Raw genomic sequence first — 15,705 nt, forward strand, 5'->3', positions numbered from 1 at the left:
TTTAACCGAAAACACATTTATAATATACTATTACTTTGTAAAAAATGGTAGTATAAAAGTGATTTGTACCCAAATTTGTCACATTTACGTATTAAAACTTTATTTTGTTATACTGAGCATAGGTATTAAGTATAATCTATATAGACATAGTTATATGGGAACAGACTAACATCGTCCTTGTCGGGACTAGGAAGGAGTATTATATGTGGAACCCATTCAAAAAAAAGAAAACAAATGAATCTGACAAGAAAAAAGATTATCCGATTATTGATATATCAATAACCGAATTAAAACATGCTCTTCATGAATATGGAATGGAGCTCCCAAAAGAAATTCCATTAAGTATAGTAGTTAAAGATGACTTAAGTATTGATTATCAATTGCTTGCTCCAATTTTAAAAGGGATCCCTCGTAAAAACTATTACATGTCTCGTGAAACATATGATTTATTTGAAGAAGAAGATCGACAACTCGCTGTTGATTTTGATAACGTACAACGTGCTGTTGATACCTATGTGCAACAATTGGATGATCTCCCGGTCATTCATGGCGATCCTTACCACAAAGTAAGTTATCATAAATTAGAGAAATTAAACCTACTAGACTACCGACCACACGCTGAGTTTTATATCACCGATGAAGAAAATCTGATTACGAATGTACGTCCTAGATAATAAAGAAAACTTGGCTAGCACCATTCCTCCTGGCGCAGGTGATTGCCTAGTTGGACTTATACTGATTTCCTAAAAAATTTTTACTACGTTGGCTGCTAAAATTTTATGCATTCCTAATCAGTGCACCGAAAAGGGAGTATCCCATGAACACTCCCGCCACTTAATTTTCTGACGAAAATTTGAAGTGGGGGTTTCTTGTCAAAACCTTCAGGTTCCTTCTAAGTAGTTCGAGGTTTGCTCAAATCTACATGCACATTGGTGCGGAAGAATACGCAAAAGGGTACAACAAGCAACACGCACCGTAGGTGCGAGGGTCGTGACAGACCATCTACTACTTCTTGCGTTAAGCAATACGTAGATACGTTATGTTTTCGATATCGATTTTAAGGTCTCGAATATCTTTATAGATATACTTCGAAAGGATATTCCGAGCCCCATGAATATCTCGGTGACATTCATAACCACATTTACATTTATAATTTCTAGAAGAAACTTTCTTTTTCTTCCCGCAAACGGGACACGTTTGCGATGTGTAGGATTCTTCCTGTTTGTTAATAGACATGCCTTCGGCATGCAATTTATATTCTAGATATTTGTAGATTTGACCAAAATGCCATTGAGCAGTTTTTTGGTTTGTCTTACGACTTCTGCGTTTCTTTTTATTTTTCTTTCGCTTTGATGTATTTCGTTGAACACCTTCAACATCACCGATAGCGACCTCTTTGATCTCGTTTTCTTTACACCATTCCACGAATTGGCGTGTGGTTTTATGCAGTGCATCTTTCAGTTGTCTTCCGGACTTTAATAGGATGTAGCGCTTTACTCGATTGTATTTTTTCCATTTCTTCGAGCCTTTTTTGCATTTGGACATCTTCTTTTGAAGTTCACCCAACTTCTTATTGCGCAGTCGCTTAATGGAACGAACCTTTCGCCCCGTAATAATGGTTGCTTGCCCATTTTCTGCGAAAGCAGAAATGGAGTGGATCTCTCCTGGATCAATCGCGACGCGATTGGTGTTAGTGTTTTCTTTTTCTTCTTTTCCATCGTCATAAGACATACTTAGCAAGAGACCGTTATCATAAGAGAGCTCAATCTCTTTGATCTTCCCTTCGGGAAGGTTATCAGGTTTAACCCATACTATAATAGGTTTTCTTCCGCGGCCTAGACTTAATTCAATTTTTCCATTTTCATAGATTTTGTAGCCAAGGTCCACCCATTTTGTGTTGAAGTGTTTTTTCTTCTTATAAGGATATTTGGTATCTTTGAACCCTTTGTCTCGAGCTTTCTTTGCAGCATCTCGAGAGAAGAGATACTTATGGCATACTGCTTGTATCGATTGAGAATGGATCGGATAATTTCCTTTGGTTTCCGCCTGCAACTGTGTTTTGTTAACCCATTTTCCGTGCGATACATAATAAAATTTTGCGATTTCTAGTACATCATTCCAAATATCTCCAGAGATTCGATTGCATTCGAATAATCGATCTATATTATATTTCGTAGCAAAAAACTTTGTTTTATGCGCTCGGATCATCATTTTCACCTCCTAGAACAAGAATATATGTTCTTAATAAATTATAACAAACTATCTAATTTTCTCCAATATTCATCTTTTTCTAATCGGAAAAGAAATAAAAAAGAGCGATTCATCCCCCACCTTACACTCCGTAGGAGGTGGAGGAATTCTCGCCTAAGATCGTTAAAATAAGTCTTTCCCATCTCTCATTCATTAACTTAAGTGTGTTATATGTTTCCTCAATTAATTTTTCAAGTTTAACTAACGTGTCATTTGTCTGCTGATAGATATTTTCTACTTTTTCTATTGAATGGTTAATCTCATCTTGAACAAGCCAATCAGAAATAATCCCATCAAAAAAGTAATCCATAAATGTTAACCCACCAGAAATGGATAAGTCAGCGTTAAATTGCTGTCCAATATCATCTAATTCCCTACTGAATTTTCTTAATAGGGATTGCGCTTGGTGAACCTCTCGGCTAGCATCATCAATTTTTCCATGTTTAATCGTCGTTGTGATAAAACCACCACCAAACATGTCAACTGTTCCCCAATTTTTTGCTTTATCTAAGGAGGTTAACGCTTCAGATAATGCATGCTTTGCTTGTTGACCTGCTACAAACGCTTCTTCCATTTCCTTTTTATTCGATTTCAAATCTGCGATCGTATCATCTAATTCCAACAACTTTACACCAGTTTCACTTGTTTCAGCTACTATTTCTTGTTGTTTTTGTTTAAGCAAATGTTCATATGTTTCTTTTGGATTTCCAAGCGCTTGCATTTTTTCTTTTATTTCTTCCAATTCTTGACGGGTTTCAGCTTTTGATTGTTTTGCTTCTTGGTATTTTAATTGCGCTTCTGCTACTTCACGTTTTTCTTTTGTTAATTTTTCTTGTTTTTTGCCGATAAGCGTTGTGAATATTCCCGTAACACTAATACCTTCTAATCGTTCAACATCGACTTTCTCTTCCATTAACTTTTTATGATACCGTTTTTCCTTAAGCTCCAGCTCGTTATGTTCTTGATCTATCTTCACTAACTCCCGTTCAAGTTTTTCTAAGGATCGAATATTTTCCTTAGCTTTGATTAATTGACTATGTTCTACACGCATCATATCACCTCTATATTGTCTACGATCCTATTATTCATTTGGTTTCACGTTCTTCAATCGCATTTTTAATTGATTCAATCCGATCTTGCATTGGTGGATGGCTATAACGCATCCACTTCACCCAAAAGACGGGATCAATATCACTTTTAGATTGAACCGCCATTCGTATTGAACCCTCAATAGCTGGTTCTAGTTCTTCTGTATGTTCTATCGCATAGGCATCTGCCTGTTTTTCCATTTCCCGAGACACATATAAAGAAATTGGTTCAAGTACAGTTAAGAAAAGCATGGTAATAAAAAGAAGAACTGGAATCGCGCGCACATCATAAAGCCGTGTATGTGGAAACTTTTTGCGCATAATAGCATGGTAAACACGTGCAATCAGAACTAGTAAAACGAGTGCAAATACAAGATAACCTGTAACTCCCCAGTATACGTGGTGCATCACATAGTGACCGATTTCATGAGCTAAAATAAATAATATCTCAGACTGATTCATGCCCTCTAACGTTGTATCCCATAAGACAATACGTGCATTTCCAAAAATACCTGTCACATAGGCATTAAATGTTGTTACCTTTTCACTCATATCAACCTGTAATAGTGTGGCATCTTCTAATCCAGCCTCAGCTGTTAGTGCTTCAATTGACGTACGCAAGTCTCCTTCTGGTAATGGCGTGAAATCTTCATATAGTGGATCAATCCAAACTGGCTGAACGTAGATTACAAATACAGCTACAGGTATGGTGACCAACCACAGAAACAACGGCCAGAAACGTTCTGTTTTTTTTACTAATAATTGAAAGACTAACAAAAGAGCTGTTAAAGCTAACCATAGTAGCAAAAGATCTAAACCTAATTCCCAAAACCAATCCAATAAAGATTGATGACTTACTCCAACAGCATGGGTAACGTAAAACCAAAAAAGAACGAATGGTAATTGGATCAATCGATATAGTAACAGTAGAAACAATCCAATCATACTCGTTTCAATTAATCGATTCCGCCACTGAAAGATTGTTTGCCACTTCTTTATCCACTGTTTTGTGATCACAGCATATAAAAGAATAAAGACAAGCGGAAGTTTGCTAAAGAAAATTGCATGCGCAATTGCTGCATACTTGGTATCACTAAAAGATTCTAGCGGATAGAAATATAGAAAATAACCGAATACAATAACTGTGTAAATAAAATAGGAAAGCAGTATTTTCTTCATGTTCGCACTCCATTTCATTCAATATAGAAAACTACCCTTATCGAAAAATAAGGGCAGTTTAAAATTAATATATCAAATCGATTAATTGTTCTTTTGTTATTTTTCCTAAATAATGCGGTACGTCAATATCTTTTAGTGCTTCTTCTAATGCTTGTCGTTGATAGCGTACTCCAACTAATGCATCTGCTACCACATTAACATCACCAATACCAAAGAAATCACCATATATTTTACAGTCTTTTATAACACCTTTGGATACATCCATACGAACATCAACTAATCCTGAATCAAATTTATGTGATTTTTGAATATCAAATTTAGGAGATTTTCCATAATTCCATTCCCACTGCTGATAGCGCTCTTCAGAAAGTAGATGGATATTCTTCCAATCTTGTTCTGTAAGCTTGTAACGTGGCACATCTGCAACATCTTCTACATCGAAGATATATTTTAGAATAAACTCTTTAAACTGCTCCATAGGCAATTTTTCTTCCATGAAGTCAGAAATATTCGCTACACGACTTCTGATTGATTTGATTCCTTTTGATTTAATCTTTTCTGCATTCACATTTAATGCTGAAACGACATGTTCAATTTCTGAATCATACATTAATGTACCATGACTAAACATTCTACCGCGTGTGGTGAATTGTGCATTACCGGAAATTTTCTTCCCATCGGCATGCAGATCATTTCGTCCACTCAATTCTGCTGGAACACCCAGCTTCTGTAATGCATCAACAACTGGTTGGGTAAATTTTGCAAAGTTATGAAAACTGTCCCCATCATCTTTGGTTATGAAACTAAAGTTTAAATTTCCTTGATCATGGTATACAGCACCACCACCAGAAAGACGACGAACAACATTGATCCCCTGCTCATCAACATATTTGGTATTGATTTCTTCAATTGTATTTTGGTTTTTCCCAATAATAATGGACGGTTGATTAATGTAGAATAATAAATATGTATCTTCTTCACCAAAATTATTTAATACATATTCCTCAATCGCTAAATTAATATGTGGATCTGTTACACCTTCGTTATCTATAAACTTCATAGTATGTCCTCCTTTTTACTATAAGTGCGTGTTTGAACTTCCTATTTAATGTTTTCCATATACTAGTCTAAAATATTCAGACTTGAAAGGCAATTTATAAGACTTTACCCTTCCCAAATGTATCCAGATTTGGCCAACTCAATATTTCCAGTGAATGTTTGCTTTGCTTCTTTTACTAATTCCGTTCGATCACCAAAATGTGGATAGTGACTCAATAGCAGCCTGCCCACATCTGCCTCTTCTGCAAGTATTCCACAATCGATACTGTTCATATGCCCTGCACTCGACCCATCTTGTCCAGCATAAAAACTGCAATCTGTAATCAGCAAATCGGCTTTATGACTAAACGGAATTAATTCTTGCATAAAACTCGTATCAGCAGTATATACAACTACCTTCTCCCCATCTGTTATGCGCATCCCATAGCAATGCACAGGATGCTCTGTTTTAATAAATGTGATTGAAAACGGTCCAATTTGTAATACTTTTTCAGGATCATACCCAATACCAGCAGTATAGTGATGCGTTAGTTTTTCAAACCCTGCTTGATCAGCGGTATGACCGTAAATCGGTAAAATTTTGTTTGTTTTATGTATTTGATTTTGAACAAGCCAATTGTATTGCAACACGCCAATATCCGCAATATGATCATTGTGATAATGGGATAAAATAACCGCATCTAAATCCATTGCATTCGTATACTTTGGTAATTGCGCTAAAGCTCCACTACCACAATCAATTAATACAGTAACATCATCTTTCTCCAGCAAATAACTAGAAGTCGCAGCCCCTTCTTCAGGATAAGCACCCCAAAAACCAATCACTGTTACTTTCATCTAATCACCTCATAATAAGACAAGTTTAATTTATGTAGTCAGTTTAACACAAAAGCTAGCCTTCCGTTTTGGGAGCTAGCTTTTTGTATCTATCCTATAATATTATTTGTTTACTTCAATAACGTCACCTGTTACATCCGTATTTTCTGGTACTCTGACATAGATATATTCAAGTCCGATAATTGATAAGCCGCTATTTAAGTTGTTGCTGCCAGTGAATTGATAAGCAGTAAAGGGATGGTTTTTTAGAGCAATATCGATTGTTTCTTCACCTTTCGATGGTTCCACATAGAGATTTTGATCAACTAACTTAACCTGATATAAATCCATTAATGATGAAATATCTATTCTTAAAAAGCTGGTGTACCCTTTATATTGTAATACCTCGATCGAATCAATTAATTCATCAGTTTTTTCAACAAAAATAGGCCCATTCATATACCTGTCTTCTTTCAAAGCTGAAATAGTTAATTGATCATCAAAAAGTGGGAATGTTGTTTGGTCAAAAAGATGAGCAAATTCAGAAGCTTCCTGCCATTTCCCCTTTTCTAACAAAGGATATATTTTATCATTTATCGCTAGTTTATCTGTTAACTCCTGTTCACTCATTAATTCTAAATCAGAACCCTCACCAACTGTTAGAAAGGTACATACCACTACACCTAATAACAGAACTACCACATAGCCAACTAACAGTTTATATGTGTGCATTCGATTAAATAAACGATGATTAGGTAATTGTACAATTAACACAATGAATAGAAGTACAAGGGGCAAAACTAATATCATTATTGTTGCACCTCCATACGTTTTCCGATTAAAAATGCTGTCACAAATAAGATAGTTATAAGAACAAAGATTTTTAAACTGAATAATACAAATATGGATTCTTGTATAATAAAATAATAGGACTTTGTTATGAAATTGTAGCCGTCTCCTAATCTGACCGCTTGCACAATTGTCCCGACAAAAATCGCTGGTAATACTATAATAAAGACCTTATGCAATTGCACACACATACCTATGAAATAGCCAATTATTGTCATAAAAAGTAAATAAAAAAATAGAGAACCTATACTTAATAATAGCTCAGAAATGATTAGTGGATTAGTTACAAGTTTAACATCATTAAAAAATACATTAACTGATTGAATGAACCCCCCTGCCAATTGAGCTGTTAACGTTCCAATAATACTGATCGCCACTAAGAATAATAAGTTTGCAACCTGACTCATTTTACGCGTTGTTACAAATAAAAAATCTACCATATAGTATTTTTTCGTAGTCAGTAATAATCCAGCAACAAATCCCCAAACAAGTGTAAATCCCACAATAATATCACCCGTATAATAGCCTATATTTACATGTATGGGACCACTAAAACCAAAGCTACCACTGCTGATCGGCCCACTTAACGAAAATAACATTGCAAGGATTTGCACTAAAATAAGTGATGTGAACAACGCTGAATAAGATTTCAGTTTAAACAGAAAAAGTATCTGTAGTATTTCACTCTTCTTGAGATTAGCTAAGGACATCTACAATCCCCCCATTTTTCGGATTAGTCAAATAAATACAAAGATCATTCAAAGAAACAGGTAATAGTTTAATACCATCTGCTTGTAATTGAGCAAATTCCCTTTCAGTAAAATCATTTTGCACAACCACATATATCCCTTCTGAACTATATGCCTTTTGATAAATGATAGATTTATTCGCACACCAAGATGTGATCGTATCTCTATCACCATGTAAACCAAATGCATAATCTTTAAGTGTATCAACCGATTCGTGCATTAGGACTTTTCCATCTTTAATTAATAAAACCTCTTCTAAAAGTGGTTCTATTTCTTGTAATAAGTGACTCGACAAAAGGATTGTTCGAGGAAAAGCAATATAATCATGCAACAGTGCCTGGTAGAAATCCTTTCGTACCGCTTCATCCATCCCAGTCGTTGGCTCATCAAATAATGTTAAAGGACATCTTGCTGCTAACCCAATTATCATATTAAACGTACTTCTTTTCCCTTTAGATAATTGATAATGCCTTTGATTCGCTTCAAACCCAAAATAATTGAATAATCGATCAGCTAAATCCATATTCCAATTTGGATAGAATTGAGCATTTTGTTGTAAAATTTGTTTCAAGTTTAATGTATCGGGATAATACAATTGATCGTCGATATAAATTGTATTGGCGGATGCCATTAATGAATCAAATGGCTCTTCATTAAAAACAAGTAGTTCTCCAGCTGAAGGTCTCCAAAAACCTGCAATCATCTTTAATAAGGTCGTTTTTCCAGCACCATTTCGACCAATTATTCCAGTAATGGTTTCTTCTTTGATTTCAAAAGACATCTGCTCAATAACCTTCTTGCTTCCAAACTTTTTCTCAAGCCCATCTGCCTTTACAATCTGCATTTATTTACTCTCCTTTCTAATCTCTTCATTAGCTTTTTTGATCATATCAATTAATGACTGCTCGTTAATTTCTAAATAGTTTGCTTCGTTAACTAAGTCGATTACTTTTTCTTCTAGCAAATTTGTTTTGCGCTTATTTTGAATAATTTTTTTCGCTTCTTTGGTAACAAACATGCCAAGTCCTCTTTTTTTGTACAAAATTTCTTCATTCACTAAAATGGTTAATCCCTTAGCAGCAGTAGCGGGGTTAATTGTAAACATCTCTGCAAGCTGATATTGAGAGTAAACTTTTTCATCTTTTTTAAGGCGGTCACGCAAAATCTCTGTTTCTAACCATTCAGCAATCTGAACATAAATCGGTTTGGAACTATCTAATGAAATCACCCCGCACCCCTCCTTTCACGAAAATTAGTACATTACTGATGTAATGTACTATATACCATTATAATCCACCTTGCAATACTAATTTGGAAAATAACAGTAAAATAAAGTGCTTTTCACAACTAACATTACCCTTCAAGATACGAACTTGATATAAAATCCGCAATAACTAGTAACCTGAGTTAATTACCCGCTGCGTCACCAAATGGATTCCCTTTCCGTGGGCTCAGTCTCAGCTAACTTGGTAAAGAAGAACACTTTACAAAGTGGATCTTCTACTTGAGCTGTTCCCACAGGAGTGTCATCCATTTGCTTCCTCTGCTAGTTAGAAGAACTAATTGTGTTTTAATCAATAAGTTTTTCTGCTGCTAAATTAGGCTGTAATGCATTATATATTTTTAGACTCTCTAGCGGATCAAATGAAATTGACGACACTCCTGCAGGAACAGCGCGAGCTGAAGATCCACTCGGAAAGCGAATTTTGCTTATCCGAGTTAGCTGAAGCCGTGCCTGCGGAAAGGGAGTCAATTTCATTTGAGGAGCGGTAGCTTCCGTTACTAAATATTGACTAAACGATTTAGGTTCTTAATGCGCAGTTTATCTAAATTATTCATTAATAACTATCACCATAAAAAAACTCCCTTTCCTAATTAGAAAAGAGAGTTTCCTTTGCATTTATTCACTTAAAAAATCTAACACATTTTCGCCAGCTTTTTCCCCTTGATCAATGCAATCTGGGATACCAATACCTTGATAATTATTCCCTGCTATAAAAGTACCTGGTAAGGCTTTATCTATTTCATTTCTGAGCTTGCTAAGTCGTTCAAGATGTCCGACTGTATATTGTGGCATAGAATCTTTCCAACGTGTGACAACATGAAAATCAGGCTTTGTTGTAACGCCCATAACCTTCTTCAAATCCTTTAAAGCAATAGCTGCAATTTCCTCATCCGTTAAATCCACAACCGCTTCATCTCCAGGACGTCCTACATAACAACGAAGCATTGCCTTTCCTTCAGGTGTCGTATTGGGCCATTTTTTATGCGTCCATGTACACGCAGTAATACGATAGTCGCTATTACGCGATACAACAAAACCAGTCCCGTCTAAATCAGTTGGAATCGCTGAGGCATCAAATCCAAACGCAACATTGGCAACAGACGTCGCTTTCGTTTCACCAAACACATTCCAAAAATCATATTGACTTAAGACTCGCTTGACTACTGGAAAAGCTATTGTCAGAATCATGCTATCAACTTTTTTAACATCACCACTGTCGAGTAACACATGATAATGATCTATCTTCTTCTCGATATGATCAACTGCAGTTTCCTTATGTATTGATACAATACTCGGATCTAAGTGAGATTCAATCGCATCAACAAGTGACTGCAATCCATCTTTTAATGAATAAAATTTACTTGTTTTCTTCCCTGTTCTAACTTTCTTAGGCAGTACTTCACGTGATCCTTTAATTAAACTGCGATGCTTTTGTTCCATCTGATAAAATTGAGGGAAAGTAGCCATTAAACTTAGGTCATCAATGTTACCAGCGTATATTCCAGACAGTAAAGGTTCAATTAAATTCTCCAGTAATTCATTTCCAAAACGTTTACGGAAAAACTCGCCTACAGATTGATCAGCTACAGGTTCACTTTTCGGTAAAACGAAATCAGATAGCAAACGAATTTTGCCTTTTAATGAAAACATGTTGGAAAATAAAAAAGGAGATAATTGCGTTGGGATACCCATAAAAGATCCCTTTGGCATTTCGTGTAACTGATCACCAACAAGTACATACGCTTTACCTGTTCCATTCTTAACAAGATCGTCAGCTAAACCAACTTCACGTGCTACTCGTGCAGCAGATTCTTTGCGGATCAAAAAAGAATCTGGACCTCGTTCAATGGTAAAACCGTCTTGTTTCATTGTATCAATCTTTCCACCTAGCTTATCACTAGCATCAATCAAATCAATTTTATAGGGTAGTTGTTTTGCTTTAATTTCTTTTTGCAAATAATAAGCAGCAGATAAACCGGTAATACCTCCGCCTACAATTGCAATGTTTTTCTTACCTTCACTCATACCATTTCAGCACTTTGATATTTTTTCAATACAACGTCAGCCAATGTTTCAATAAACTCAGGTGCGATATTTGGCATTGGTGGGCGATAATAACTTGCTCCTAATTCATCACAAACTACTTTACACTCATAGTCATTGTCATAACGTACTTCCAAGTGGTCTACAATGAAGCCAACTGGGGCATAGACAAATGTACGATAGCCTTTTTCCTTGTATAGATCTCTTGTTAGATCTTGCACATCAGGTCCTAACCAAGGATCAGGTGTATTTCCTTCACTTTGCCAACCGATTTCGTAGTTTTTAATACCTGTTGCTTCTGAAATCATTTTTGCCGTTGTATTTAATTGCTCTGGATATGGATCGCCATCTTTTAAAATCTTTTCTGGTAAACTATGTGCAGATACGATAAGTACTGCTTTTTCTTTTTCTTCTGGTGACATTTTGTCGTATTCACCTAAGATCGCTTTCTTCCAGTAATCGATAAAACCGGGTTCATCATACCAGCTCTCAACAGATGAAATAACAGGTTTCCCTTGTTTTTCAGCTTCTGCTTGTGCGCGACCATTATATGCTTTTACACTAAAAGTAGAGTAATGTGGTGCTAATACAAGTGAAACTGCCTCTTCAATCCCATCGTCAGCCATTTGTTTTACAGCATCTTCAATAGAAGGTTCAATATGTTTTAGCCCTAGATAAGGAACAAATTCTACTTCATTTTGCATTTTATTCGCTTGCTTAGCAATCGCCTCTTTTTGTTGTTCCGTTCTTTTAGCAAGTGGGGAAATACCACCAATTGCACGATAGCGATCCGTTAAATCTTGCAGGGCTTCAGGGCTTGGTTTGCGTCCATGTCTAATGTCCGTATAATACCTTTCAATATCTTCCTCTTTGTAAGGTGTACCATATGCCATTACAAGTAATCCTACTTTTTTCTTTGCCATTTGAAACATCCTTTCTACTGTTTTGAATAGTGATGAACTAGTTCTGTTACTTTTTTCAATATAGCTGGATCAATTTCAGGAGTAACGCCATGACCTAAATTGAATATATGAGCAGGTAAATCTCTCCCTTGATCAATGATTGCTTTCGTTCGCTCTTCGATTGTTTTCCAGTCAGATAACAAGATTGCTGGATCCAAGTTACCTTGCAGTGGCTTGGTAATTCCAAGATCTCTTGCTTCCTTAATTGAGATGCGCCAATCGATTCCAATCACATCAACAGGCAGATCGTTCCATTCCATAATTAAATGACTTGCGCCAACTCCGAACAATATAAGTGGTACATTCTCATCTTTCAATTCAGTAAATATTCGCTCCATTATTGGTTTAATATAATAGCGATAATCTGGAACAGATAGTGCGCCTACCCACGAATCAAAAATTTGAATTGCTTGTGCACCAGCTTTAATTTGTGCTTTAACATACGTGATTGTTGTATCAGCAAGCCTTTCCATTAACGCAAACCAGGTAGCAGGATCTCTATACATCATAGCTTTTGTTCGGTGATAATTCTTAGAAGGGCCACCTTCAATCATGTAACTTGCCAATGTAAATGGTGCACCACTAAAACCGATTAACGGAACATCTAACTGTTCTTTTGTCAGTAATCGGATCGTGTCCATTACATACGGAACATCAGACTCAGGGTCAATTGTTCCTAATTTCTCCACATCAGATTTCGTTTCAATTGGTTGATCAATCACCGGGCCAATCCCTGTTTTAATTTCCACATCAACCCCAATAGCCGGTAATGGTGTCATAATATCCTTATATAAGATTGCTGCATCAACACCATACTGTTCCACTGGTAAACGTGTTACATATGCGCATAACTCTGGTTGATGGGTAATCTCAAATAATGAATACTTTTCTTTTAACTTACGGTATTCCGGTTGTGATCTCCCAGCCTGACGCATAAACCATACTGGCGTATAATCTGTTTTCTCACCTCTAAATGCTTGTAAAATTGTTTCATTCTTTTTTTTCACTACAGCTTCACCTCTACATGACAATCATTCTTTTTTCTAAATAAACTTTACTTTGCGTTGTTAAACTTTTAATTATAATCATTACAAATAAATAACACTTGTAATTATAGCGCATTACCGTACAAATGATAAAGTAATTTGATTTGACGGTTCTCCTTCTTGTTTTGTTAAGCTATTATATGGAACAATATAATACGTTGAAGGTTGAAATAAAGAGACATTATCTAATGTAAAACTTCCTTTTCCTTTAACTTCACCAATTTTATTAGCTCCTGTACTGGTTGATTCATATATATGGTAAATAACACGTTGATCATTTGATGGAGTCCAGTTTAATTCACCACGAATAAGGGAGAAACCACCAAATTTATAACTAGCTTCTAAATCAGTAATCCCTGGCAATACTATTGGTTCCTCTACATCTTCAACACTCGCTGGTTTAGAAAAAGTACTTGATAGCGTTTGTTGTTGATCCAAACTTTCTAATATTGCTTTTGTAGCTTTTGTTGGTGCAGAACTTCCCTCTGTTAGATAATGCGCCTCGTCACTTTGATCATAACCCATCCACATGGTTGTCACATAGTCAGGAGTTATCCCGGCAAACCATGCATCCTTCACTTGACCGGCAACATGTGGATGTTGTGTTGAACCAGTTTTACCAGCTAACGCTTTTTTGTATACTCCTGACTTGGCTGTACCATGATCAACCACACTCTCTAACATACGTAACATATTCCATGCTACTTGTTTAGAAAATACTGTTGTTACATCAGGATCTGCTTCACCGATCACTTCGCCATTTCGGTCTTGAATAGAAGCAATCGAGTGTGCCTTTATCCATTCTCCTTCATGAATAAATGTGCGATAGCCTTGTGCTACTTGTATTGGACTGATACCTGTTTCTAACCCTCCTAATGCAATTGCCAGACCTTGATCTTCAATGCCTAACTGCATCTTTTTTAAATAATCTTTACTATAAGGGATCCCAATTTGATCTAATAACCAAACAGCTGGTGCATTTTTTGAATATTGTATTGCCTCATACATGCTTACTTCTTCACTGTAAACATTATCGTAATTGGTCGCAGTGTAACCATCATATTCTTGCTTGCGATCTTCTAATAAGCTATATGGACGATAGTCAACCATCATCGCCGGACCATAAACCGCTAATGGCTTCATGACAGAACCAGGTTGTCTTTTTACCATAGCCCGTTGATAATCACCTATCTGAAAATCTCGTCCACCAATTACCGCTTCTAACTGACCTGTTTGTTGTTCCATCAATACAAATGCCGATTCTACATTAGGTTCGGAACCTTTAAAGTACGTATCTTTTTGTAATTCTTGATACGCAATTTTTTGTGCTGTTTCATTAAGATTAACCGTAATTCGGTACCCACCGCGCTTTAATTCAGCAATGGTAAGTTGATACGTGTCTTTCGCTTCTCGAATAACAATATCAAGATAATCATCTAACCAAGGCTTTTCTTCTGTCTTCTGTTCGACAACCCCTAACGTTCTCCCTTGTAGTGTTAACATCTCTTCTGTTTCTAGCATACCTGCTTTTTCCATTTGTGACAAAACAATATCACGTCGTGTCTTTGCGCGATCAGAATCAATATATGGTGAATAAGTGTTAGGTGCTTTTACTAACCCAGCAAGCATTGCACCCTCTGCAACGGTTAGATCTTCTACAGGTTTTTCAAAAAAATATTTTGCCGCTGTGTTCACTCCATAGTTTCCATGTGCAAAATAAACTTCATTCATGTATAGTTCTAAAATCTCACTTTTAGTGAAATGACGTTCCAAATAAATGGAGGCCATTACTTCTTTCGTTTTGCGCATCCATGTCTTATCATTATCTAAAAATAAATTCTTTGCTAATTGTTGTGTAATCGTACTTGCACCTTCGACTTTATCAAGAGCAACAATATCACGATAAACGGCACGCATTACTGATTGAAAATCCACGCCTGCATGCCCGAAAAACCGGACATCTTCTACTGCTATAAAAGCATTTTGCACATGTTCAGGAACTTGACTAATTGATACCAGTTCTCTATTTTCCTGATATATTCTACTAACTAATGTACCCTCTTCTGTCTCAACTATCGTTGTTGCGGGTAAAATTAAATCTTTTTCGTCTACAATCAGCCTGCCACCGTATATAATAAATAGAAAACCAATTATTCCTAATAAAGCAATCATTCCAGCCGTTAAGCTAATCCATTTAAAGAAAGGATAGCCTTTCATTTGTTGAAATTTTGATATATATTTCACGTAATCTTCACCTCACAGATGTGTGTCGAAAAAACAAATTTCGACAAATCGATTCTATCAACGCACTATTATACGCTAGAATAAGAAATTGATAAAGAAATATCTATCCCCCCTACCTAAGGAACATATACAAAT

14 protein-coding genes are annotated in these 15,705 nt (G+C 36.0%); 1 reads left to right on the forward strand and 13 read right to left on the reverse strand.

Annotation, left to right across the window (positions count from 1 at the left end; all coding sequences use genetic code 11):
* The first annotated feature begins 203 nt into the window (after positions 1 to 203).
* Positions 204 to 674 carry a DUF3939 domain-containing protein gene (locus tag D2K40_RS04230; protein WP_117153323.1) on the forward strand — a complete coding sequence of 157 codons (471 nt, stop codon included), beginning with the start codon at positions 204 to 206 and terminating at the stop codon, positions 672 to 674.
* 343 nt (positions 675 to 1,017) lie between these two features.
* On the opposite strand, the gene D2K40_RS04235 is transcribed toward D2K40_RS04230, so the two are convergent.
* From D2K40_RS04235 to D2K40_RS04295, 13 genes are all read right to left on the reverse strand, one after another.
* Positions 1,018 to 2,211 carry an RNA-guided endonuclease InsQ/TnpB family protein gene (locus D2K40_RS04235; protein ID WP_229666615.1) on the reverse strand — a complete coding sequence of 398 codons (1,194 nt, stop codon included), beginning with the start codon at positions 2,209 to 2,211 and terminating at the stop codon, positions 1,018 to 1,020.
* A 121-nt stretch (positions 2,212 to 2,332) separates the two neighbouring features.
* Entirely contained in the window at positions 2,333 to 3,301 is a 969-nt protein-coding gene (locus D2K40_RS04240; protein WP_117153326.1) for a hypothetical protein, read from the reverse strand.
* A gap of 34 nt (positions 3,302 to 3,335) precedes the next feature.
* Complete coding sequence (locus D2K40_RS04245; protein ID WP_162879132.1) at positions 3,336 to 4,517, reverse strand: M48 family metalloprotease; 1,182 nt, start codon at positions 4,515 to 4,517, stop codon at positions 3,336 to 3,338.
* Positions 4,518 to 4,581: 64 nt separating this feature from the next.
* Positions 4,582 to 5,577, reverse strand: a complete 996-nt coding sequence (locus D2K40_RS04250) for a lipoate--protein ligase (RefSeq protein ID WP_117153330.1) — start codon at positions 5,575 to 5,577, stop codon at positions 4,582 to 4,584.
* 104 nt (positions 5,578 to 5,681) lie between these two features.
* Entirely contained in the window at positions 5,682 to 6,413 is a 732-nt protein-coding gene (locus D2K40_RS04255; protein ID WP_117153332.1) for an MBL fold metallo-hydrolase, read from the reverse strand.
* 102 nt (positions 6,414 to 6,515) lie between these two features.
* Positions 6,516 to 7,202, reverse strand: coding sequence for a hypothetical protein (locus D2K40_RS04260; RefSeq protein ID WP_117153334.1), 687 nt, complete (start codon positions 7,200 to 7,202; stop codon positions 6,516 to 6,518).
* Positions 7,202 to 7,951: a hypothetical protein gene (locus D2K40_RS04265; protein ID WP_117153336.1), complete on the reverse strand. Its 750-nt coding sequence runs from the start codon at positions 7,949 to 7,951 to the stop codon at positions 7,202 to 7,204. The genes D2K40_RS04260 and D2K40_RS04265 overlap by 1 nt, the downstream gene beginning before the upstream one ends.
* A complete protein-coding gene (locus D2K40_RS04270; protein WP_117153338.1) occupies positions 7,938 to 8,834 on the reverse strand; it encodes an ATP-binding cassette domain-containing protein in 897 nt (298 codons plus the stop codon). The genes D2K40_RS04265 and D2K40_RS04270 overlap by 14 nt, the downstream gene beginning before the upstream one ends.
* Positions 8,835 to 9,218, reverse strand: coding sequence for a GntR family transcriptional regulator (locus tag D2K40_RS04275; RefSeq protein ID WP_117153340.1), 384 nt, complete (start codon positions 9,216 to 9,218; stop codon positions 8,835 to 8,837). It abuts the gene before it with no gap.
* Between the two features lie 672 nt (positions 9,219 to 9,890).
* The gene (hemY, locus tag D2K40_RS04280) at positions 9,891 to 11,300 is read right to left on the reverse strand and encodes a protoporphyrinogen oxidase (RefSeq protein WP_117153342.1); all 1,410 of its coding nucleotides are present in this window, start codon (positions 11,298 to 11,300) and stop codon (positions 9,891 to 9,893) included.
* The gene (hemH, locus tag D2K40_RS04285; protein WP_117153344.1) at positions 11,297 to 12,241 is read right to left on the reverse strand and encodes a ferrochelatase; all 945 of its coding nucleotides are present in this window, start codon (positions 12,239 to 12,241) and stop codon (positions 11,297 to 11,299) included. Before hemH ends, hemY begins: the two co-directional genes overlap by 4 nt.
* A gap of 14 nt (positions 12,242 to 12,255) precedes the next feature.
* The gene (gene hemE, locus D2K40_RS04290; RefSeq protein WP_117153346.1) at positions 12,256 to 13,287 is read right to left on the reverse strand and encodes a uroporphyrinogen decarboxylase; all 1,032 of its coding nucleotides are present in this window, start codon (positions 13,285 to 13,287) and stop codon (positions 12,256 to 12,258) included.
* A gap of 114 nt (positions 13,288 to 13,401) precedes the next feature.
* Positions 13,402 to 15,570, reverse strand: a complete 2,169-nt coding sequence (locus tag D2K40_RS04295) for a transglycosylase domain-containing protein (protein ID WP_229666616.1) — start codon at positions 15,568 to 15,570, stop codon at positions 13,402 to 13,404.
* Positions 15,571 to 15,705: the final 135 nt, after the last annotated feature.

The sequence above is a fragment of the Paraliobacillus quinghaiensis genome (assembly GCF_003426025.1).
GTDB classification, from domain to species: Bacteria; Bacillota; Bacilli; order Bacillales; family Amphibacillaceae; genus Paraliobacillus_A; species Paraliobacillus_A quinghaiensis.

Coding starts and splice junctions, on each gene's coding strand:
- D2K40_RS04245 (WP_162879132.1), bottom strand. CDS start 4,517: ATGAAGAAAATACTGCTTTCCTATTTTATTTACACAGTTATTGTATTC.
- D2K40_RS04270 (WP_117153338.1), bottom strand. CDS start 8,834: ATGCAGATTGTAAAGGCAGATGGGCTTGAGAAAAAGTTTGGAAGCAAG.
- hemY (WP_117153342.1), bottom strand. CDS start 11,300: ATGAGTGAAGGTAAGAAAAACATTGCAATTGTAGGCGGAGGTATTACC.
- D2K40_RS04250 (WP_117153330.1), bottom strand. CDS start 5,577: ATGAAGTTTATAGATAACGAAGGTGTAACAGATCCACATATTAATTTA.
- D2K40_RS04230 (WP_117153323.1), top strand. CDS start 204: ATGTGGAACCCATTCAAAAAAAAGAAAACAAATGAATCTGACAAGAAA.
- D2K40_RS04260 (WP_117153334.1), bottom strand. CDS start 7,202: ATGATATTAGTTTTGCCCCTTGTACTTCTATTCATTGTGTTAATTGTA.
- D2K40_RS04235 (WP_229666615.1), bottom strand. CDS start 2,211: ATGATGATCCGAGCGCATAAAACAAAGTTTTTTGCTACGAAATATAAT.
- D2K40_RS04265 (WP_117153336.1), bottom strand. CDS start 7,951: ATGTCCTTAGCTAATCTCAAGAAGAGTGAAATACTACAGATACTTTTT.
- D2K40_RS04240 (WP_117153326.1), bottom strand. CDS start 3,301: ATGCGTGTAGAACATAGTCAATTAATCAAAGCTAAGGAAAATATTCGA.
- hemH (WP_117153344.1), bottom strand. CDS start 12,241: ATGGCAAAGAAAAAAGTAGGATTACTTGTAATGGCATATGGTACACCT.
- D2K40_RS04255 (WP_117153332.1), bottom strand. CDS start 6,413: ATGAAAGTAACAGTGATTGGTTTTTGGGGTGCTTATCCTGAAGAAGGG.